The 23,039-nt window shown below is 50.8% G+C and carries 13 protein-coding genes; 5 read left to right on the top strand and 8 right to left on the bottom strand.

Annotation, left to right across the window (positions count from 1 at the left end; all coding sequences use genetic code 11):
• Nucleotides 1-269: 269 nt before the first annotated feature.
• The 4 genes from SH451x_RS17425 to SH451x_RS17410 all read right to left on the bottom strand — a co-directional run bounded on the left by SH451x_RS17425 (nt 270) and on the right by SH451x_RS17410 (nt 3,466).
• Nucleotides 270-971 carry a M90 metallopeptidase family protein gene (locus SH451x_RS17425; protein ID WP_479358265.1) on the bottom strand — a complete coding sequence of 234 codons (702 nt, stop codon included), beginning with the start codon at nt 969-971 and terminating at the stop codon, nt 270-272.
• Between the two features lie 182 nt (nt 972-1,153).
• Nucleotides 1,154-2,170 carry an aldo/keto reductase gene (locus SH451x_RS17420; protein ID WP_479358264.1) on the bottom strand — a complete coding sequence of 339 codons (1,017 nt, stop codon included), beginning with the start codon at nt 2,168-2,170 and terminating at the stop codon, nt 1,154-1,156.
• Nucleotides 2,164-2,919, bottom strand: coding sequence for an SDR family NAD(P)-dependent oxidoreductase (locus SH451x_RS17415; protein ID WP_479358263.1), 756 nt, complete (start codon nt 2,917-2,919; stop codon nt 2,164-2,166). Before SH451x_RS17415 ends, SH451x_RS17420 begins: the two co-directional genes overlap by 7 nt.
• A gap of 280 nt (nt 2,920-3,199) precedes the next feature.
• Entirely contained in the window at nt 3,200-3,466 is a 267-nt protein-coding gene (locus SH451x_RS17410; RefSeq protein WP_479358262.1) for a hypothetical protein, read from the bottom strand.
• Between the two features lie 986 nt (nt 3,467-4,452).
• Here SH451x_RS17410 and SH451x_RS17405 point away from each other — a divergent pair.
• Nucleotides 4,453-5,526, top strand: coding sequence for an integrase core domain-containing protein (locus tag SH451x_RS17405; protein WP_479358261.1), 1,074 nt, complete (start codon nt 4,453-4,455; stop codon nt 5,524-5,526).
• A gap of 783 nt (nt 5,527-6,309) precedes the next feature.
• Here the strand turns inward: SH451x_RS17405 and SH451x_RS17400 are convergent.
• Complete coding sequence (locus tag SH451x_RS17400; RefSeq protein ID WP_479358260.1) at nt 6,310-7,782, bottom strand: OprO/OprP family phosphate-selective porin; 1,473 nt, start codon at nt 7,780-7,782, stop codon at nt 6,310-6,312.
• A gap of 325 nt (nt 7,783-8,107) precedes the next feature.
• On the opposite strand from SH451x_RS17400, the gene SH451x_RS17395 reads away from it, so the two are divergent.
• Nucleotides 8,108-9,292, top strand: a complete 1,185-nt coding sequence (locus SH451x_RS17395) for a transglutaminase-like domain-containing protein (protein ID WP_479358259.1) — start codon at nt 8,108-8,110, stop codon at nt 9,290-9,292.
• 538 nt (nt 9,293-9,830) lie between these two features.
• On the opposite strand, the gene SH451x_RS17390 is transcribed toward SH451x_RS17395, so the two are convergent.
• Nucleotides 9,831-10,589: a hypothetical protein gene (locus SH451x_RS17390; protein ID WP_479358258.1), complete on the bottom strand. Its 759-nt coding sequence runs from the start codon at nt 10,587-10,589 to the stop codon at nt 9,831-9,833.
• A gap of 405 nt (nt 10,590-10,994) precedes the next feature.
• Here SH451x_RS17390 and SH451x_RS17385 point away from each other — a divergent pair, with 405 nt between their 5' ends.
• Nucleotides 10,995-13,163 (top strand): PKD domain-containing protein, encoded by a 2,169-nt coding sequence (locus SH451x_RS17385; RefSeq protein WP_479358256.1) that lies wholly within the window; start codon nt 10,995-10,997, stop codon nt 13,161-13,163.
• Between the two features lie 153 nt (nt 13,164-13,316).
• On the opposite strand, the gene SH451x_RS17380 is transcribed toward SH451x_RS17385, so the two are convergent.
• Complete coding sequence (locus SH451x_RS17380) at nt 13,317-15,131, bottom strand: FAD/NAD(P)-binding protein (RefSeq protein ID WP_479358255.1); 1,815 nt, start codon at nt 15,129-15,131, stop codon at nt 13,317-13,319.
• A 47-nt stretch (nt 15,132-15,178) separates the two neighbouring features.
• On the opposite strand from SH451x_RS17380, the gene SH451x_RS17375 reads away from it, so the two are divergent.
• A complete protein-coding gene (locus SH451x_RS17375; RefSeq protein ID WP_479358254.1) occupies nt 15,179-15,757 on the top strand; it encodes an MOSC domain-containing protein in 579 nt (192 codons plus the stop codon).
• A 208-nt stretch (nt 15,758-15,965) separates the two neighbouring features.
• Nucleotides 15,966-17,498 (top strand): RecQ family ATP-dependent DNA helicase, encoded by a 1,533-nt coding sequence (locus SH451x_RS17370; RefSeq protein ID WP_479358253.1) that lies wholly within the window; start codon nt 15,966-15,968, stop codon nt 17,496-17,498.
• A gap of 358 nt (nt 17,499-17,856) precedes the next feature.
• Here SH451x_RS17370 and SH451x_RS17365 read toward each other — a convergent pair whose 3' ends face one another.
• Entirely contained in the window at nt 17,857-22,866 is a 5,010-nt protein-coding gene (locus tag SH451x_RS17365) for a beta strand repeat-containing protein (RefSeq protein ID WP_479358252.1), read from the bottom strand.
• Nucleotides 22,867-23,039: the final 173 nt, after the last annotated feature.

Here is a 23,039-nt window from a genome sequence, read left to right as displayed (position 1 = left end):
TGCCCTCTGCGAAGGTCATGGTCAGTACCGTAGTTGATCTCGGCTCTGACTGGGATTAGACGTTTGCGAATGTGGGACGCCAAATGGGAAGAACAATCGATGTACCGCAGCGATGGGTCGAAGACATCGCGACTCTTGTGTTGCCGGAAAAAGCAAATCAGCATCTGAAACCTCGATTCAAAGAGTTGGCATGCGTGTGAGCCAAGGTGGGCATGCCCCAAGGCGCGCACGTCCTGTGAATTGTTTCATCAAAGAGGCGACTGACGCATTTACTTGACGTTAACGGCGTTACTCGCATCCGGCTCGACCTGCCAAACTTCCTGCAAAACCTTGACCATCGCCGGGTCGTGTTGTTGCAGTTCCTCGCGAACAAAGGGAAAGAAATCATTGCGGCCAAAGTAGGCTTCCGTGGATTCCGCAAAATACTCTTGCGGGTTGGTGAGCGCGTAGGCTTTTTCTTTGTTTCCGTCGTTGCGCAGCACCACTTCGTAACTGCCGCTATTACGCGCCCGCTCGAACGCGGTTTTGATCAGGGCGTTATCGAACCCGAGCACTTGGTAATGGTACGCGTGGGCGAGTTCATGCAGCACGATAACGGGCATCCGCTCAATCTCACGCTCGAAAATCGCTGTCGTGGTGAATTCGACGCATTGATAAAGTTCCTTCATGCGACCTTCTTTTTCGAGCCACTCTTTGTCGGAATGATATTCAGCCTTCGGACGAACGCCGGCGTAAGGTGGCGAGAACCAAATCGGCACCGTGCGAACGAACGCCAACGGTCTCGCAGGCAACACGCGGATCACGATGCGAAGTTGCTCGGCGAGCAACTCCAACGCTCGCTGCGTCTTCTCAGGTTGTTCCTGGGACAATCGCTCGCTGACCCGCACGACCCAGCCCTCCACCTCGTGCGTGGTATACCCGGCAATCGGTGCGGGCGACGCAGTCCGCTCGTCGGCAACACAGCATCGCATCGACGACGACGTTACTGATACAAATATGAGAACGGCGAGTATCCAGCGGTGATATGAATTCAAGATGAAACCTGAGGTTAAAGCAAAGAGGCGATCTGTGGCGATCTGCTTCCTTATAATAACGCAGCGACCAAAACACTGTGAGGATTCGCCTCGCTGTGTGCCTCTGAGACGGGGAACGACTATAAGAGTTGGCCTTTCATCCAAGGTGCTGAATTAAGAAAGTTGGCAATCGCGCTGCCGGGAGGGACGACTTTATCGCACTCACAGCGCATCGCCTCGCTCAAGCTCATTGTCATGACGGGTAAAACGTCCTCTAGCTGGGCTAAAGTTCGGGGGCCGCAAAGTGGAGCCGTGACGCCAGGCTGATCTTTGACCCATAGCAATGCCAGGTGGGCGGGACTGATGTCGAAGTCGCGCGCCACACTCACAAACTGCTGGCCGGCGTCGGCCGCTCGATGAGTGATCCGCTCAGCATAAATCCCGCCGCGTCCGAACCGTGGCGTGTCAAACGACTCCGGTTTGCTGCTGTCGTAGCGGCCCGTTAGCAATCCCATCGCCAAGGGAGACCAAACGAATACCGCCAGTCCTGCTGCCTGCGCGGCCGGAAGGATTTCATTTTCAACACGTCGGTCCAGCAGATTGTAAGGCAACTGCTCAGAAACCATGCGAATCAGACCTCGGTAATCGGCGAGCATCGAAGATTCAGTGATCTTCCATGAAGGAGACGTTGTGGAGCCGGCATAGCGGATCTTGCCTTGACGCTGTAAATCCGTCAGCGCGCCGAGTGTCTCTTCCAAGGGCGTTTGCAAACAAACGCGGTGCGTTTGATAAAGGTCGATGTAATCGGTTTGCAGACGACGTAGTGAATCTTCACAAGCCTTGATGAGGTGCTTTCGGGAATTGCCTCGATCGTTGATTCCTTTGTTGCCGACGGGGTAGTAAGCCTTGGTCGCAAGAATCACATCGTCTCGCCGGCCGTTTTCGTTCAAACAACGACCGATGATTTCTTCGCTCTGACCGTTGGCATATCCATTGGCGGTATCGATCAGATTGATGCCATTCTCAATAGCACAGTTGATGATGCTGGACGACTCCTCAGCCGATGTCGGATTCGCGAAATTGTCGCATCCCAAACAAATAGGTGAAACGTACAGTCCCGTGCGTCCCAAGGGACGGTAAAAACTATGGTCTAGCATGCCGTGTAACCTCCATCGACGGTAATAGCGCTTCCTTGCATGTAGCTTGATGCATCGGAGAGAAGGAAGAGTGCGGCCGCTGCGATCTCACGCGGATCGGCAAGACGTTTCTCCGGGATGGTGGCAGCGATCTGCTTAAGCTTTTCGTCGATTTCCTGTTGCGTCAGCGAACGGCCTCGCTCCGATGCGAGCATGGGCGTATTGGTTTCGCCCGGGCGAATTTCATTCACGCGAACGCCACTGCCAGCCAAGTCGAGCGCCGCGCTGCGTGTAATTTGGCTGACGGCCCCTTTCGAGGCACAGTAGGCCAACACGCCGGCAGCACCAACGTCACTCCAAATCGAGCTGACGTTCACAATCGAGCCGAAACCCTGTCTCTTCATCACACGAGCGGCGGCGCGGCAAAGATAGAAGCAACCCTTGACGTTGACATTCATGACGAAGTCGAACTCCTCATCCGTGCAGTCAAGAATTCCGGTGCGTTTGAGGACTCCAGCGAAGTTAACGATACCGTCAAGTCTTCCCCGCTCCTGAACAACGCGTGACACCAGCGCATCGCACTCCCTCGAACAACTAATGTCGATCACACTTGGACAAGCGCCGGTCGTCTTGCAGCCCTGTTCCAAAGTCTCTTGTTGCCGGTCAGCGGCGTACACCACCGCGCCTTCATGGCACAACAACTCAGTCGCCGCGCGTCCCATGCCAGAAGCGGCTCCGGTAACGATGATGATCTTGTCTTTTAGGGTCATAGCGATTTTGGCTTAGCTTGATGTGAGAGATGATTGATGTCGCGAACTATTCATTTACGGTTCTGGCAGATTGTAGCCGGAGCGTTATAAAGCAACATACCCACTGCTTCATCGGCCACTTAGCTTGGCAACGGACAGGAGGATGTACAACGCAGTTCCCAGCAACACCCGGATATCGGCATTGTTGGAGCTGAGTGAATGTCTTTCGCTGTGCGGACCGAAGCTCTTCATCTGCTTGGGCGCAAACCGTGAAGTAAACAGTTTGCTGCAGACGCCTGGCTCATTGCAGGGGCAAGCCTTCGTTCTGGCTGGCTCGAATGCGAGCTTTGACCAATCTCATGAGCAGCTCTGCCTGTTCGAACTGATCCAGTTCGCGGCGTGATGCCTCGTCGAGCGCCTTGGCACGATTCAACTCAAGCAACTGGTTGGCTCGCTCGATGGTTGCCTGTGATGGGCGAAATTCGAGGATCCTGTTTTGCGACGGTGCAGAAGCAAACAGAGTTGCTACTTCGTCGAACAAGGACGATGCGGATGGTGTGGTCGACATGATGACTCCCTCTTTGGCCGGGCGAGACATTTTACCGGTTTTTGAAGCGAGGAGTACTTGCCACGCTCTCACGGCAACCGCAATTGGCCACCCCAAAAGAGCGACTCTCAAACTCTCTGTTTTCAGCCGCCGGCAGTACTCTCTAAAGCCCCAATTCTGTTAACCCGTTTGGTCCCGTTAACCGAGAGAGTCTGAGAGATTTCGCTTTCCTGGACGGGTTGGGGGCCAGGAAATGGGCGATTCTGGACGTTGACCGGGCGGGAAGAGACGCGAAGTTCGAAGCAGCGGTTAACAAGAAAGCCGCGAAACCCTAGGGATTTAACGCAAAAAAGCCGAGGTAGAGACCTCGGCTTTCTGCGTTACTAAACCAGACCAGTTTCGATACTGTTCTGAAAGGCTCCCCGTACAGACCCTGAAATTGGAAGAACTTTTGAGAAGTCTGTTTTCAAGTGCTGGAATCTCAATGACTTAGGGAGTTCGCGACCGCTTCGGTGGGGCGTTCTGAGTGTGCCGCGTTACTGAAAAGTCATTTAACAGCCCGTTTTGACCCCGCACTCACCCTGTTCTCGAACCTCATTTAACAAGCAACGTTTTATAACTCGTTGCATCTCAAGAACTTAAAGAGTTCGAGACCGATTCGCTATGCTACTCCTGAGCGTGCCGCGTTACTGAAAGATTTTCAGAACGTTTAACAGCAGCTGAGAAGTTTTTCTTGCTCTGAAAACTTTCATCTGCATGACTCAGGTGTAATGCTGCTGCAGGGAGTTGCTTTTTCGAAGACCACACTCGAGCGAAGTTCAGCCGACTGGGTCGGTAAACTAAGCCGGTTCTCCCGGATAGTTTCACACTGATTCACTGACTGTGATGCCTCTCAGTTCAACCAAGCTTGTGGCGTCCAGAAAGTTGCCTATTCTCGTCCACGGAGCGGGGTACAAAAACCTTGCCACTTCCATTTTCACAGGATTTGCAGGGATTTCGCAGCTCCAATGGCTACCATCATTCACCCGCTTCTGACACTTCTTGCATCGCTCACCCGACAAGAGCTAGGTCGACAAATCGCCTACCTCAAAGCAGAGAATCAGATCCTTCGGAGTAAGCTACCCGATCGAATCAGTCTTAACAATCAGGAGCGTCGCAAGCTAATCAAACATGGTAAGTTGCTCGGCGCTCGCATCAAAGAACTAATGACGATCGTAAGCTACTCGACGTTTCGACGCTGGATGCGGCAGATGGGTGAAGCGCCCTCCAAGAGATGTACCCAGCAAGCAGCAAAGAACGGTCGGCCGCGTATCGAAGAGAGCATCAGCGATGTCATTATTCGCATCCGCAATGAGACTGGCTGGGGCTACACGAAGATCGTCCAAACCATGCGGAGGCTCGGCCATCGCATCTCTCGGCAGACAGTCAAGAATGTTCTACTTGATGCAGGTCTGGCACCTGAGCCTCAGGACCATCCAGATACTTGGTCCGACTTTCTCAAGCGACATTCGGCCACGATGTGGCAGTGCGATTTTGCATGTAAACGCAGATGGACAATCAAAGGGATGGTCGACCTTTACTTTATCGTATTCATTCACATTGGTAGCCGTCGCATTTGGCTATCCCCCTGCACTGCTCATCCCAGCGGCGAGTGGACAACCCAGCAAGCGCGAAACTTCTGCATGTACCTTGAAGAAGAGAATCTTCCTTGCACGATCCTGCAGCGAGATCATGACAAGAAGTACATTGCATCTTTCGACCAGATCATGGAATCGACCGGCTGCAAGATTAAGAAGACTTGCCCGCGATCTCCAAACCTACAAGCGTTTGTGGAACGCGTAATTCAAACGATTAAGCACGAGGTGCTCAATGCCTTTTGCATTGTCAGCGAGGCACATCTAGACCGCATCTTAAAAGTGACGCAAGACTGGTACAACCATCGACGCGGTCACAGCGCCCGCGATCTTTTACCACCGGTACGAGACGAGTCACCACCAGCCACAATCGATTTTAAGAAGCAGAAGATTATCTGCATTGAAGAGCTCGGTGGGCATTTGAAGTCGTATCGAGCTGCTGCGTAAATATTTCTTCCGTAAAACGATTCATGTGCATACTGCGAATTCAGCTGCGCGGAGGCGTCGAAAATTGCGTCGGCGATCACCTAGTAAGTCATTTCTTCGCCCCAAATAATCATCTTGTTGCACCTGAAAAGCTCGCTTCAAGCAATCAACATGCGTAAGAATCAAAATGCAGACTTTTTATGCCGCGAGGTGAGTACCGTAAATTACCCAAGATAGCGAGCGTCTCTTGGCCGGAACTTTAACTCCCATTGATGCCGGGTAGAAGCTACACCAAGAATGACGTTCTATCGTCAGTGGATAAACTGATGCTTCGTTTCTCTGGTTTACTTTGTTTCGGGTTTGAATTTTTCGTGGCAGCACGGACATTGATAAACGACGTCGCAACTGACGGTCTTCACCTCTTTTGAATCGACTATTTTTTGTAAGCTTCGCTTTTCGCGAACAATTCCCATTGTGAACTTGCTCCACGCTTGCCAAGTTGACGGGAGATGGCACGATACGAACTTGGACACGCAGTTTCCACAAGGATCAGGCCTGGATAAGCAGATATCCTCGCATTTCATGGAATAGTTTGTCGTCGATTTTGTTGTCGTGCTCACTCCGGGACAACTCAACTTGATCGGTTCCACGCATGCCTCGCAGACCGGACACTTCCAGCGTGCAGCTTCTTGAGCTGCGACAAATGATGTGGCGATGAGCGTTACAAGAATTGCAAGACAGTTCCCGGAGGCTCTTAAAAGCAAAAGTGCGTTAAATTTCTTGTTCATAACTACTTGTCGCCTACTAAATATCGAAGGACATTCGCATTACGAATGCGTCAGTTGAACCCGAGATTGATGCGGGTGCATCCGCTTCTCGCAGGGCATGGATATAGTTCCACTGCATGCGAAAGTTGTAGTTCCAGTACCAGTTGACTCCGTACGTCATCGACTCTTGGACTCCGCCAGGGATACTGCTCGAAGTTAAGTCAACCCACGAATAACGCCCAGCTAGCTCCCAAGCACCTCGGCCAAAAGCGCCGATACCTCGCGGACTACTCGTGGTCCCACGAGCGAGAAAAAAGCTTTCGATCGGTTTTACTCGTCCCATCCTTCCTGTACGCTTGTCATATGGTCGAGATTCTCCAGTCAAGAAGTAGCTCATCATAGCGTACCCACCATTGAAGGCTTGATCGCCTCCAGTCGCATTGACGTCAGCATATACATATTCAGCCTGGGTTGAGAACGCTCCGGTGATCCAAGCAAATTCGCTCTGGTATAAATTGTAGTCGTCAGCGGCAATATCACCCGTGTCAACGAATCGATTATTGAGGCTCGATACGTTTGTTGTGTCGCGATATTCGGGACGTGCTCTGAAGCGGACGCTTCCGCCGCGATCGTCTCGAATGCTGTAAGCTCCTCCCAAATGGAGATAGTGCCGTTCGTCTGAGGATTTGAATGCAAGCGACGCAGCGCGAAAGGTTCCGTTCCACTGGCCATCGCCGCTGTCAGTACCATTGCCCAATGGATCCAAGCGGTGTGCGCAGGCGGCCCAAGCAAACCTACCATCTTGATAAGAATCAAACGCTAGAACGCCCGGGCCGTATTCTGGTAGGAACGAATCGAAGATGGCCGCTCGTTCCACAAATGTAAATGCACGATTACTCGTCATTGACTCGATTCCCATGGGGATTTTCACATGGCCCGCTCTCACATTTCCAACGCCAGGCAGTTGCGTTAAGCCAACCCATAGATCATCGAAGGTGACGTTGTTGTTAGCAATTAACTCACAGTCGAAATCCCACTCGATCAGATCGTGGGCAATGCCGTCAAACTTGATTCGTCCGCGTCGAAAGAAAACGGCATCTTGCAAATCGCCCACACCGCCGCTTGGTCCAGGTCCTCCACCCGGTGGTGCTTTAAGTGCTTCATCTTGACTGAAAAAAGCGTAATCTTGTTGAATGAGTCCTCCAACATGAAACCTAAAATCTTTGTTTGCTGTCTCGAATTGCAGACCACCGTTGTTAACTTTGCCTTTGAGTTCTAGGTCAGAACCGATGACGTACGGCGTTGGAAGCGGTTGAATTACCGCGATATTTTGCGGCAATGCTGAAGTCTCTTCGGCGATGTTGTCAACCATCGGGCCGTTGACTTCTGGCATTGTTTCTTGCGGAACAGACTCACCAACCGGTATTCCAATCTCGGAGGCTATTTCAAGTCCCTCCGGTGCTTGTTGAATTTCGGGCTGACGGAACAGAGTGTACTCGAATTGGCCCATGCAGTTAGAACACGCTAAGAGGCATCCAATTAGACTGGATACTATTGATTTAGGTGTCATTGATCTAAGCCAATCGCTGAATGTCGCTAGCTGGATACTCCAAGTGGAGAAATCCAATTCTAAAACTCATCCCTTGTCTTCGGCTTGATCAGCACAATCGCTCTGTTCTAAACGTTAACGGAGGGTTTGTCCGCCTAATCGTTAAAGCCAAGACTTCAGCAAACCAGGGAATGAGATCAATTCGTTGTTCTTCAGTCTGCATTTGGCTAGAATAGGGTACTTGAGTAAAGTTCAGGATTTTTCTTTTAGGCGGTTAGGTACGGTCATGTATTCGAAGATCTTCGGAACGAAAGTTGTTCTGGCTTTGGCTCTGGTTGGGCAAACACAGGCGTTGGCGCAAGACCTTAAAAGTCCAACAAAACAGATAGAAGGATCGTTGCACAAGACCAGCGGCATGAAACTCTTCAGTTTCATGGACATGTTTCCTGACTCTTTAGAGTCGGCTGAGCGGGTCAATACTTATCAGATAGAACAGTCGGTTCGACTGACCGAAATTCCGACAGGTTCGAAATTGGTGCAACTCTGGATATCACTTCCTAGCGATGCCAAGAATCAAAAGTTGCTCAACTTCGAAATTGTTGATTGCCCTGGCGAGTGGAAGCTGGTTAACGACTCCGAAAGACCTGGGACTTTTCTTTACACCGAAGTCAAAAAGCCGATGACCGACTCATTGGTCGTAAAGACTTCATTTAGCATTCTGCGAGAACCAGAATACACCGAAGTCGACGCTTTAAAGTCCGGCGAGCTGAACGATACGCTAAAACAACTGCTGTCTGAATTTCTAGTTCAAGATGCGCCGCACATGACGGTAACCCCTGAGTTCCAAGCGATTGCCGACCAAGTCTGCGGCAAGGAGACGAGCATTGCCAACCAAGCGAAGTTATTGCTCGAGCACGTAGCTGCTACCGTGGATCACTACTCATACACCAGTGATCCCAATATGCCGACTTGTGGAATTGGCGATGCATCGGTTTGCAAAAAACAAGGTGGCGGATGTTGCACTGATTTGAATTCGTATTTCATTACATTGGCGCGCGCTCGCGGTATTCCGGCCAGACTAAACATGGGTTACCGGTTGCAAGAAAAGAATCGAGGAAAAGAGGTAGACCCAGGCTATCGTTGTTGGGTCGAATACTTCGTTCCGAATTACGGCTGGGTATCTGCCGACGTCGTCGAAGCAGACACGCCTGGCGGTCTTGGTCACAAACGATGGCTGAGCGGCCTAACATCGCGTCGCATTTGGCTCAACCAAGGTAGAGAATTTGCATTTGCAGAAAAGTCAACTCCTGGCAGAATCAATCACATGTCAATTGGTTACGCTGAGATCGATGGCCAAGCTGTTAGATTACTTCCAGAAGGCGAACTAAAGCCGCAGTTAAGTCGCACGATTTATTTTGATGAAACGTTTGAAGCTCAACTCGCGAAGAACGCTACGCAACTAGGCAAGTGACAGTAGCCAAGCCAATAATTTTGCGCAGCTTTGAGATAATCACAGCGAACTCATTGGCCTGAATTATAGCGACCTGAGAAAGGTTGCCCTTGAGGGCTGTTGCATTGTCAGCGAATCAGATTTAGGTCGTATCTTGAAGGTGACTCAAAACTGGTACAACCATCGACGGGGTCACAGTGCAAGGGATCATTTACCACCGGTACCAGACGAGTCACCACCAGCCACGATCGACTTCAAGAAGCAGAAGATTGTCTGCGTTGAGGAACTGGGTGGGCATCTGAAGTCGTATCGGGCGGCGGCCTAGCAGCGCCGTTCGCAAAACCATTCAGCTGGGTACTGTGAGCTCCGCTGTACGGAGACGCCGAAATTAGCATCGTCGGTCACCTTACTAGTCATGTCTTCGCCCTAAATAATCATCTTGTGGCACCTGAAAAGCTCGCTTTGATTTTTCAACTCCCCAGAATATCTAGTTGCAGACGTTTGGTACCGCGTGTGCGACGCGATTACGCCTGACCTGTGAAAAGTGTCTTATCATAAATCAATTATTGGGAAGCGGTTTCGATTCGATCCACCAGATAAAACCATTTACTTCACCCGGCTGCGTGGCGAAGCCAAAATTTAAAGGCTTGCCATCTGGGTGGCGTGAATTGACCTTTAATTTTCTCGCCCGTGCACGATACATCAACAAAGGTTTTACCGGATCATGCAATTGAAGTTTTGGTGCTCGTTCCTCGACTCCGAAGCCAAGATGCTCTGTCTCTTTGTTAAAGATCCAGTCATTGTCCTCTTCTGAGAATGAAAATCCTAGCGCTATACCGCCCCCGTCCGGATCTTCTTCGGCCACGATCTTGATGGTCATCGTCCAGAACGGTTGTAAGTCTCTGGTTACGGCATCTTTTACTCGGTCAAAGTCCAAAGTGATCAGCCATCGTCCCGGGGCAATGCTCCCATCCATGGTAGGTTGAGGCAACTCACTCTCTGGAATCTGATTCTGTCTGAAAAAATGAGTGTATTTTCTTCCAGCTGGCAGGTAGAGACGATATTTACGCGGCTGCCCTTCTTCCGTAGGCACACGTATGGCATGAATCTTGTCGCGATCTCCAATTTGAAAAATTCCGAGTTGGTTTCGAAGCTGCTTATTCTCTTCGCTTACCACATCATTTTGAGCTTCCAGCTTCGCGTTTTTACGTGCTGAAAGTATAAGCCCTGTGATCAGTGCCGTGAGAGTTACCAATAGCAAAAGATTGAGTAATGCGAATCGAGGGCGACGCTTTTTTATCTTCAACTGACTATCCATATAGCGCAGAACACCTTTAGAGAAAGCAGCCAGAATCGTATCTTAGATGGGAACCGAGCTGGAAGAGAGCGTGAAGTCACTCAAACCGATTGTTATGCATTTACAAAGCGTTGCACAGCGGTTTTCGGGAAATTTTTTGCACTGCCCGTTCATTCAATGATTCGTCAAACGGTTTTCTTTTACTATCGCACGCATCAGACGAGGGTATCACGTCGATCGAAAGATGCTAAGCGTTCAGTCCTTACAGCTTCGCATTTTGCTAAAAATCCCAGCCACACGATGCTTTTTCGATGGTGAGTCGCTAGATTTATACTTCACATGAGAAAAGCTCGCTGTCGGGGTTCGGTTCAGCGAGGTGAGCCGATCGAATTGAATCAGGTGATTGCATCAGAAAGTGGTTCGTATATGACATTACATTCCATTAGACGCCGCTTAGGCGCTGGTTTTGAGAAACTTGAGCCACGAATTGCGCTGGCCGCTGGGTCATTTCCGGGCGTGCCGAGCGTGCTGACCCAGTTCAACGCGATTCAGTTCAACGCAGATGCACTTGCTTACACGCTGCCAGATAACAACGGAGCTCCAGACGCAAGTATCCTCGATCATTACCAAGGCGTGGTAAGGTACCCTGGCGCAGGCTCACCATACTTTTACGTCACACAAAAGTCTGATGATGGTGGATATCTTCATATTGTTCGAATGGCTAGCCGTGATGTTGACGGAGAGAGACTAAAGTCGAATTTACAGAGGGTTGGAGTTGATACTGAAGATGCTGTGCCTCCATCTATCGATAGATGGGTCGGGTCATTTAGGTTTGATGGTTCGAGCATTACCGTTGATGGCAAGACGCTTCGTGGTTATGTTCATCCAGGCGGAATGGCCATCGTCGATAACATTCTGTTTGTTGTAATGGACACTCGCATCGGTTCTTTCTCCAACGGTTCGCAATACACAGGTGGCGATAGCTCAATCGTTCTGTTCGATCTGGGAATAAATGGCAATCTCCGCTCCAACCCAAAACCCATTCAGGTCTTGCCCATTAGCTTGCAAGCCGACCACCTTGCCGTTGTGAAACGCGAGGGGCGATACTTTATTTGGGTGAACGGAAATGGAGGTGAGGACGTTCGTTATCTTTACACTAATACGGATGATCTGCGTTCCAATGAACTAATGATTACGGCAGGGCAGCCATTCTGGGATTGGATGCCGGGTCAATATGAGGGACCAAGCTGGCCAACTGGATCTTCGGCGCATCAAAGTGCTACGCTCTTGCAACAATCGCTCAGCGGTACACCAACAGCAGACGATCCGGTTTATCTATTAGCGATGCGACACGACGGGTTCGCAGGTAATCCGCTGCTAGGTCCCGATCGAGCTGACCTTTATCGTGTTGAGTTTAATTTCACCAACGGTGGCAGTATCAAGCTCGTATGGCTAAGGACCCGTACATTCACACTTCGTTATGACCAAGCCGGTACGCTAGGCAATTTCGCAGCGTCCTCAAGTGCATATGTTAGCCCAACAGGCGAATTACTCATCTACACCACGCCTCATAACGATGTTGACCGAGTCAGATTTGTTAACGGTCAACCTCGAGACGATCTTGCTATAGACAATGTGAGAATAGGGGAACTTGGACATGCTCGCTCAGTTCGAGACAATAGCCCTCTACTTAAACCGTTCGTTGAAACCAAGAGCCGATATGTAGTCGAAGAAGGGGCGAATGTAACTGTTTCAGCTTCTGGTCGAACTGCTAATAGCCCATGGGTAGAACTCTTCGACGATATCAACTTTCGCGACCGAAGTGTCAAAGTCGAGTATGTTGATCGTGCGCTTTTTGAGATGAATGATTTGGACAACTTAGATGATTTTGGTGATAAGACCAGTTCAGTGCGATGGTGGTTGCCTGTTGGGATGAAAGTTGAGCTTTTCGACGATCACGATTTCAGTGACACAAAGAAAGTTTTGGTTGGAAACGGTAATGTGGGACAAATCTTTGATTTGGGAAGCTTTAGCGACAAAACCTCTTCGTTTCGATTCGTGGGCAGTGATCCCACAGTCACAATTACCTACGCATGGGATTTAGATAATGACGGGATCTTTGGCGAGATTGGTACCAACGCGAGTAAAGGAAATGAGGTTGGGAAAAATGTAGTCTTCCGAAGCAATGGTGTTGACGGTCCTTCGGTAAAATCAATCGCTGTGAAAGTTACTGATGGCGCTGGGCAATCACATACGGCATACTCGCAAGTTGTTATACGAAACCGCGCGCCATTAGCCGCAATATCAGGGCCAACGTCCGCAGTCATTGGGCAATCGCTCACGTTCACGATCACAGGAACTGATCCATCGTACGTTGATCGCCTTCGCAGGCTGACCTATATTATTGACTTTGGAGATGGCACGACAAAGACGATACCCCCCTCTGCCAAAACTATATCCAATACCATTCGTATTAATCATTCTTACGCTCGCAATGGCGTGTACGTCATTCGAGTCCGGGCAATTGACAAAGACGGCGCAGTTGGTCCCGAGGCACTCCTGGAGGTCGCGATAGGCCCTGTTATCAACGCTTGAGCCAAGCTCTTACTGAACGAACCTACGAAGACGCGTAAATCGCGGTTTGGATCTGCATAAGTGACATACCGAGGTCTGGGCTAACTTGGAGTGCCATTACTACAAGAGCAACATTGAATAGATATTCTTGAAAGCGCTTTCCTACTCTCGAAGTTAGTCATTAACGCCTTCATGTACATGAGCAACGGATCTAATTAGTTCGGTCTTAAAACCATCATGACTGATCTCCTGAACCCAAGCTTCCACCATCAGCTCGGCAGTGTCACTGCAAGCTTGTAACCCGTACGAATAAGGTCGCAAGCCAGTAGTATGTGGGAACGCGATAACGTTGAGACTCGGATTCGCCGAGCCGGTGCCGTCGATTGCTCGATATCCGCCATCAATATCGACCCCGTCAAGTTCAAGAGTGGGCAGTATCCCTTCGCAAAGTCGATGACGGCCATCTGCAGAAAGCTTAGAGATCTCCGACAAATCGGCAAGTCTGACTCGGGGGCGTCGTAATGATTTGCGGGACGTAAGCGATGGAAATGGATAGTCTTCGAACCTGATTCCAGCCTGGCCGCTACAGTCAATGAACAGACGATAGGCGATCTCAGACTTAAGATCTCCGTCAACATTTGTTATGATTGTCTCGCCATCGACATGCGACTTTACTGCAACATGTCCTACAATCAAATCCAAAACACCAGATTCATTCAACGCCAACATTATTCGAGCCGATTGCAGCGGTAACGCGGCAATTACGTTCATCAGAAACGGCATAACAACTTCGCGTAACCGAATATGATCTTCGGCAGGCAAAAATTCGGCGTGAGAATTCAACGTATACATCAAATCATCAAGCACTTCCTTCCAATGGATTGGCTCGTCACCTACTACGCTCTTTCGGGCCTCGGGGAGTTCGCTTCGCATGCCATCAAATGCGTCGTCGTAAGTGTGATCATCCTTCATCTGATCTACAAAATCTTCAAGATGATAATCTTTTCGACGCAACTGGTTAGCCATGTGATGATTTCTATCGCGTCGAAAGGCGGCCATGAGGGCTGGTCGACAAACCTCGTCAAAGTAGGACTCGAGTCGCAGAAATCGTTTTTCGTCGATGAGATCCAATATTTGCTGACGCGATGTATGCCGGTAAAGCTGTCGAAATGCATTGCGCTGCTCGTACTGCAGATGCGGCAGCCAACCGTCGGAAGAATGCATGACGATCTTAAATCCCTTTGCATCTGGATTAAGCATGTATTGGAGATTTTCGCCTGACTTCTCGAACCTCCCATGTCGATGCGCGAGAGAACTCACCACGTCAAATGCACTCAGCGAAGCTCCCAAAGTACCGATAGCAAATCGATGAAACTGTTCATTTACTGGTAGCAGTTTGTGAATGGGCCATGGTGAAGCGAAATAGCCGTTAACTGAATCGTCATCAGATGTGTCAAACGAGTGCCCTGTTGCCAGCACAACGCGATCAAATTCAAACTTTTCTCCCTCAGTCGAAATGATTACGACACTTTCTTTCGAAGCTTCATCAACGATGTCTTGAACCGATTTAACCGCATATTCTTGAACCTCAACCCCGGAGTTACGAAGCTGAGCCGCGATTTCTTTCCACTGCGTTTGAAAGTAGCGACCTAACGCAATGCGACTGTATGTTTCGTCGTCGCGGACGCCGCACGCATCGATACCGAACGTTCCCAAAGTTTCAGCGTCACAGTTCCGCAGCCATTCCGCAAACGATTGTTCCAGCTGTGGTATTTCTTCTGAAGCGATGTTGCACTGGTTGTAAATGTCCGTGTGGCGGGGATTGTACGGCATCCCAAAACCGATTTCATCCTCGCGTTCAAACACCGTCAGCACCCAATTGCTAAACGGGTGACTGGTTCCTCCTTGGTGCACGCGTTGCAGAACAGACTTGAGTAGATAAAGAGCCGACGGCCCGCTTCCGATGATCGCAACACGTTTACTGGGCATAGTGACTCGAAAACATTTGACTGGGTGAAAATGAGGCAGCGAGTCGAATGAACGAAATACAAAATCCTTGTGAGGCATTGTCCCAGCGGAGCAAAAGTGGTGCCGAGTTACCCGAAGCCCTAGTGGCGAGACTGGTTGGAATTTTCGTGTCGCCAGGGCATGACTATTGGACACACGGTGGCGAAGGCAGGCTGACGCATGGGATCCAGTCTGTACAGCAAGCTGAATGCGTCGCTGGCAGGGGCATTCGCGGTGACCGTTTTTTCAATAAAACGCCCAATCATAAGGGGCAAGTAACCTTCATCGACGCCGGCGTGATCAAGCTGATTCGTCAGCGTTTCAATCTGCCAAAGCTTCCTGCTTCGGACTTCCGTCGCAATTTACTTGTAGCCGGCGCTGATCTTTCAAGATGGTGTGGAAAACGCTTCCACTTTCAAGGAATGGAATTTGAAGGGACTCAGGAATGCACCCCGTGCCATTGGATGGACCGAGTGGTTGCCCGAGGTGCTAAAGCGTTCATGTCGCAGCCTTTCTACGGCGGCCTGCGCGCTCGCGTTCTGTGCGACGGGAAACTGCAGACGGACGTCAACTGTCTTGAGTCGACTTCAACCAGCCAGCACTCGTAATCATTCATATACGAACAACTAGTGTATTTAGAGCGATCTAACACCCTTCGAAAGTGTACTGACTTCTATAACTGACGCGTTTGGAATGCAAATTGCGATTTCGCTTTGGAGCCAGCGGGTCTGAGCCAGTCGCTCTACACTCGAACGCGCCGACGTTCTATTACTCGGCGCGAAATGTGGTGTTCTCCCTTACTAGGAATAGCTAACTGTGACGCAAGTCTCTACACTGCGAACTCGACTGGAAGAATCCTTTGGTTTTAGAAGATTCCGCCCCGGACAAGAAAAGGGTTGTAAAGCCGCGATGGGCGGACGCGACACATTGATCCTTATGCCTACTGGCTCTGGCAAAAGCTTGTGTTACCAGCTTCCAGGGTTGGAACTTGAAGGAGTCACCGTGGTAGTTAGCCCATTGATCTCTCTGGCGGAAGATCAAGCTGCTAGCCTACGAGATAAAGGTATTCAGGCGGCGATCTTGAATAGCTCTCAGTCGACAAAACAAATTGCGAGCTTTCGAGACGCGATACAATCCGGCGCGTGCGAGTTTGTATTTACCACGCCTGAGCGTCTGCAGCAGACGGACCTGTGCGAATTTCTAGCCCAAATTGGGGTGGATATGCTGGTCATTGACGAAGCACACTGCATTAGCCAGTGGGGACATGAATTTCGGCCAGATTTTTTATGTTTACAGCACGTCAGAAATAGGCTTGGCAACCCCCCTATCGTCGCGATGACTGCTACCGCGTCGGAAACGACGATCAACGACATCATATCCAGTCTGCAGCTAATTGATCCGGTGATCGTTGCAAGCAGTGTTCGTCGACCGAATTTGCGCCTAGAGGTTATAAATTGCGAGGGCACCAAAGCGAAAGATAAGGTGTTGCACGAGTTGCTTACCAGTGACAAATTCTTGATCGCGAATGAACCTGCGATCGTCTACTGCAACACAATTAAGGAAACTGAGCGATTAACGGAAACTTTCGCTGGCCTTTCCTTTCCAGTCCACTGCTACCATGGCAAATTGATAAAGTCGGCTCGCTCTACATCACAGACGGCATTTATGGATGGACCGGCAAGCGTTATGTTCGCCACAAATGCGTTTGGGCTCGGAATCGACAAGCCCGACATTCGTCGCGTGATTCACTATCAAATGCCGTCATCCATCGAATCATACTATCAAGAAGTTGGGCGCGCCGGACGAGATGGTAAAGATTCGAATTGCACTCTGTTTTTCGACCGGCGAGACCTAACGGTGTTGAAGATGTTCGCTGGGGGTCACATAGACTCGTCGCAATTGTCGACGGCACATCGCTGTTTACAAAGGGGCGTCGAGCGCTGGCGGGATGATGACGATTCCGTTTCGATGGCGGACCTTATGCGACTAAGTCCGCTCAGTCGGCAGAAGTTGAAAAGTTGCTTGCTGCTGCTTGCATCTTGCGGTCTCACGTCACCAACTGGGCGCGGACGGTGGCGCCTTTTGGTTAACGAGCCAAATTCCTCAATATTTGATCGAATTGCCGATCAAGCTGAAAGAAGATCGGAGGATCGAGGGATCGCTATCGAAAAGATGGTTCAATTTTCGGAGTCTTATCGTTGTCGCTGGGCGGCAATTCTGCGACACTTCGGTGAAGCATCAATAGATCTAACTTATTGCAGGTGCGATGTTTGTGAGCCACACCAACCTCCTGCGATGGTAGATCAAACACTAGTCAGTGATGCGCGGAAGCTCAAGGCGATTACTTAAAAGGGGGGATTCGGTACTTCTCACCGTGCTGCAGGAAATTCATGAAGAGCCGACAGACTCCAGGAGTACAACCCTCTTGGCAGTGATCCTCTCTACGCTACTTTCCCAAGCTTCGACAGGCTGTGTCTAAAAAATTCGGTTTGAGGTCTCCGACTGAATAAAAATCAAGTTTTAGACTGTCGAATCTGGCAGAAGTTTCTCGTTAAATCCAGCGGCAAGATCGCTACAAAGTGTCCATTGCGATGACGAGCACAGCAAGTTTCGCGTAATGCTAATCTCCATTGCATTCGAAATTTGCCAAAATACGTCGATTGCGCTTGAGGAATAGAACACTGACTTGCCCCAGAGGATTCTCGGCCTATAGCAAGTCGATGATCTCGGAGGCAAAGAAGTCCGTGATGGCGTCATCGACGGCTCGGAAATACCAGTCCAAGCTAGCCCCGCCTGTCAGAACATCATCTTCTCCCGAATCGTTCAGCACATTTACTTTTGCTTTCAGCGATACGACCGGTACGCCTACTCCAGCTCGCAAGTTTGTTATGCGTGTGGCGTATGGAGTCGCAGCGGTCCAGGCGGTGCGCATGGCTAAGAGATTTGTCGCGATAGCGTCGCTCGTTGTGCGACCTGCAATCAAGATATCCTCGCCGGAACCGCTACTTAAGTTATCCAAGCCACGGCCGCCAATAAGTATGTCGCGCCCGCTGCCCGATATTAAAGTGTCGTTACCATTGTTGCCAACCAATACGTTGTTTCCGTTGCCGCCATTGAGCAGGTTATTCAGTCCGTTACCAAGTATAAGGTCATTGCCTGACCCGCCCAGGAAATTCTCGATCGAGCCACCGGAATTCAACCGTAGCATGCGATTTGTGTGGACTGGCTGAGCGGCACTGGATGCTAAATTGATGGTCAAGTCAGAAGTTAGTGACGCGAATGAAAGCGTATCTGTTCCTTGGTTCAAGACTTCGATAATGAAGTCTGATTCAGCACTTGATGCGGCACCAAAAATATAAGTATCGTTGTTCAACCCACCAAAGAGAGTATCGTCTCCTGCACCACCCGTTAGCGTGTCATCGCCCGCGTTACCGGTCAACGAGTTGTTTAAATTGTTGCCTGTAAGAATATCTGCACCTGAGCCACCGATCACGTTTTCAAACGTGACTTGCGAGTTAAGCTTCAGCGTTCGATTGATATGAATTGGCTGCACTGCTAACGAACCGAGATGCAATTTGACACTTGTCGCTAAGGCAGCAAAGGACAAGGTGTCGATTCCTTGATTCGCAGCTTCCATCACCACATCAGCTTCTGCAGCGGTCGCCGTACCAAAAATGTAGGTGTCGTTTTGCAGACCACCAATGAGCGTATCGCTACCAGCACCTCCGATAAGCGTGTCATTTCCGGCACCACCAGTCAACACATTGTCTAAAGAGTTCCCCGTGAGCGTGTCGGCTCCTAAACCGCCGATGGCGTTTTCGAAATTAGATTGAGAGTTGAGGGGCAACGTTCGATTCGTGTGAACGCCTTGAGCTGCGATGGAATTTAAACTCAGGTTCACAGGAGTTTTTAGCGTTGCAAAGGACAACGTGTCTGTTCCCTGATTCGCAAGCTCAGTCACTACGTCTACTTCTGCTGTAGTCGCGGTACCAAAGATGTACGTATCGTCGTTCGCGCCACCGACGAGCGTGTCGTTGCCAGCCCCGCCGATGAGCGTGTCATTGCCTGCGTTACCAGTCAGCGAGTTGTTTAAAAGATTACCGGTAAGAGCATCTGCACCGGAGCCACCGATTACGTTCTCGAAGGTTGATTGCGAATTGAGCTTCAAAGTTCGAAGGGTATGAACCGGCTGAACAGCTAACGAACCGAGATGCAATTTGACACTCGTCGCTAAGGCAGCAAAGGACAAAGTGTCGGTACCTTGATTGGCCGCCTCGATTACCAGATCTGCTTCTGCGGCAGTTGCTGGACTGAATATGTAAGTGTCATTATTCAGTCCGCCGCTCAGCGTGTCGCTGCCGCCCAGGCCATTGAGCGTGTCGTTGCCTGGACCGCCTGTCAGCGTGTTTGCCAACGTGTTACCCGTCAGCGTGTCACCCTGAGAGCCGCCGATGGCGTTTTCAAAGTGCGTGGCTGAGCCCAGGATCAAACTTAAATTTGCGTTCACAACCTGAGTCGTCGCAAGACCAAGATTCAGTGTGACAGCCTGAGAAGTCGTCAGAGCCAGATCAATCGTATCCGTGCCGCCGCCGGTTTCGTCCAGCGTCCATGTTCCCAAGGCCGCATCGGAGTCGAACCGATAGGTGTCGCTGCCTGCTGCTCCGGCCAGAGTTAGGTTTTCGATGCTGGTGAGAGTTAAAACCGCCCCGTTGACGATCAGAGCGGTGCTGCTAGTCACGGTGATTGTGTCGGCTGAGCTGGTTCCGACGATTCGCACCGAATCTGTTCCGCTGAGGCCATTGATCGTCAGCGGGGCATTCATCGGGAACGTGCCGAGATTGATGACGGGGCCGCCGCCAGTCGAGACGGTGATGGCGACCGTGCCAGCGGTTGTCGTGGCAGAATAGGTCAGTACAAACGCGTCATCCCCAGTGGTACCTTCTGGAGAATCAATCACGGCGGACTCGAAGGCTCCCATATCGACGATGCCGAACTGTATGCGAGCGAAACCAGCTCCGCGTTGATCGGTCGTCAGCCCGGCGGCCAGAGCGTTGTTGCCTCGGTTAAACGCCGGGCTGTTGATCAGCAACGCATGCGTCAGAGTTGGGCCGCCGTTGTTAGCGAGCGGTGCGAGCAGTGGATTGATCTTTGTGGGATCGGTGGTGCCGCCGATCAGGTTGAAGCTGGAGTCTGGGATTGCTGATGCCGTCAGGCTCGTCCCGTCGCTGCGACCAATCAAGCTGTGTCGGACTTCCAGGTTCGTGGCGGGAGTTGTCGGAGCAGTGAAGTCGGGATTGGAACCGGCGATGTTGCCCGCGATGATCGAGTTATGAATCGTAAGCTTCTTATCCGAGCTATCGGCCCGTATTCCCATCCCACCACCAGCTCGCGAGGCAAAATTCTTTGTGATCGTGCTGTCGACGATCGTGACAAGGGAGTTGTTAAACCATAGACCGCCGCCGTCGCCAGTGCTTCCTCTGGCAGAGTTTCCAGAGAGCGTACTCTGGCTGATCGTTACCGCTCCGTTCGATGCAAAAATCGCCCCGCCTGTTGCATCGCGACCCTCTGCGAAGTTTCCGGACAGCGTGCTCTGGCTGATCGTCACCGCACCGGACGATGCAAAAATCGCCCCGCCATAGAACCTACTTGCGACCTCTGGGAGGCCATACGATCGGCCAAAAACGGCCACGGAGTTCCCTGAGAGCGTACTCTGGCTAATCGTTACGGCTCCAGTCGATGCAGAAATCGCCCCACCATAAGAACCACCACTTAAGATAATGGATCTACTGGCCTTGTTCCCTGAGAGCGTACTCTGGCTAATGGTTATTGCCCCAGATGTTGCGTGAATTGCCCCGCCACCGCCGCCGCTTCCCGCTGAGTTGCCGGAGAGCGTACTCTGGCTGATTGTTATGGCCCCGGATGTTGCGTGAATCGCTCCGCCACTACCATTGCTACTCGTAGAGTTGCCAGAGAGCGAGCTCTGGCTAATTGACACGGCTCCGGAAACTACGAAAATAGCACCACCGCCGCTATTGCTTGCCGTTGAGTTACCATATAGCGTGCTCTGGCTGATCACCACGGCTCCGGATGAGGCGAAAATCGCTCCCCCATGAGCACTGATACCCGTTGTTGAGTTTCCAGAAAGTGTACTGTTCTGGATCGTCAGTACTCCGGCGGATGATGAAGCTATGGCTCCGCCCCTGCTTTCAGATCGGCCATTGCTCAGAGTTACACTATTGATCGTGAAGCCGCCGGACGAAATATCAAAGATCCGTGACAACTGCTGAGCATCAATGGTTGTGGTAGTGGCTCCGTTGCCGGTAATGGTCAGGGTATCAGTCACCGACATCTCACCCAGCGTCAGGTTAAATTCGGTAATGTCGGTGGATGGATCAAAGGTGATTGTGTTGCTGCCAATGCTGCCGTTGGCGAGCCCGACGGCTTCACGAAGGCTCAGGTCACCGACTCCAAAATTCCCATCGTTCTCGTCCAGATTTGTATCGACAATCAGTGTCAGACCTGCCACGGTCTGACGCTCATAAGAGCCCATATCAACGGAGCCATTCGTTATTCGACTAAACGGGCCGCTCCGCTGATCGTTTGGCAATGGCGCATTGCCGTTGGTAACATCTACTGCTAGTAGGTTGTTGCCATGATCAATTGCAGGACTCTGTGCCAGCAATGTGTGAGTCTGCGTCTGGCCGCCATTGTTCGATAGTGGGCCGAGCAGCGGGTCGATTTTCGCTGCGTCCGTGTCTCCGCCGATCAAGTTGCCGTTCGAATCAGAAGTTGTCCCAACGGTGGCTGACAAACCAGTGCCGTTGTTGCGTCCAATCAGACTCGCGACGACCGTTAAGGCATCTGAAGGCGACTTTCTGATATCCGGCGCTATTCCATTGTCCGTGTTTCCCGCCACAATCGTATTGGAAATATTCAATGGCGAGGAATAACTAAAAATAGCACCACCCGAGCTTTGCGTAGCAGAATTAGATGTCAATGTGCTTTGAACGATTGTCACGTTGCCTATTCCCGAGAACACCGCACCACCACTTGAATCTGTACCCGCGGTAGAATTCCCGGTAACGGTGCTTTGCACTATCGTTATGATTGCGGGAGTAAGGTATGCGAAAATTGCTCCGCCAGCGGCGTTATTGCCTTCTGTTGAGTTACCGGAAATCGTGCTGCGAACAATTTGCAACTCGCCGATTCGTGAAAATATCGCTCCTCCATTGGCGGCCGCACCAGCCGTAGAGTTCCCTTGGAATGTACTATCGATAATGCGAATGTCGCCATTTTGCGATCGAATCGCACCACCGTCAGAACCTGAGCCAGTGGTCGAGTTATCTTGAAAATTAGATTCGGTAATCGTCAGCAACTCTGACGACGTCGTACGAACGGCTCCGCCTGGCTCATTAGTCCCGGTCGTCTTCCCATTCTTTAGCGTTAAGCGTTCAAGCGTGACGACACCAGCGGTGATGTCGAAAATTCGCGACGCCTGCCTGGCGTCGATAATCGTTTTGTTAATGCCATTTCCGGTGATGATCAAACTGTCTGAGATCGTGATCTGACCGGACGTCAAGTCAAATTCAGTGTCGTTCGTTGAGGTGTCAAATACGATCTCGTCTGTTCCAGCCATCGCATTAGCGATGAGAATGGCGTCGCGAAGGGAGCCTGGCCCGCTATCGCTAACCGAATTGACAACGAGTGTAGCAAGCAAGATGCGAGATTCTAGCTGTTCAATATGCCGTTTAGAGCAACGTTCTCGATATACATGACGGCGAGTCCTAGTAGCTAAAGCATGTCTAAGGAGGCCTTGAATCTTCATTTTTGCAGTCACGGCGAATAAGTTCGAAATCTGTGCTCTAATTAGATGATGATTGTACATCAGCG

This window comes from Njordella aestuarii, assembly GCF_056494165.1.
The sequence above is the reverse complement of the archived record's forward strand: the minus strand, read 5'-3'. Positions and strand labels throughout refer to the sequence as shown.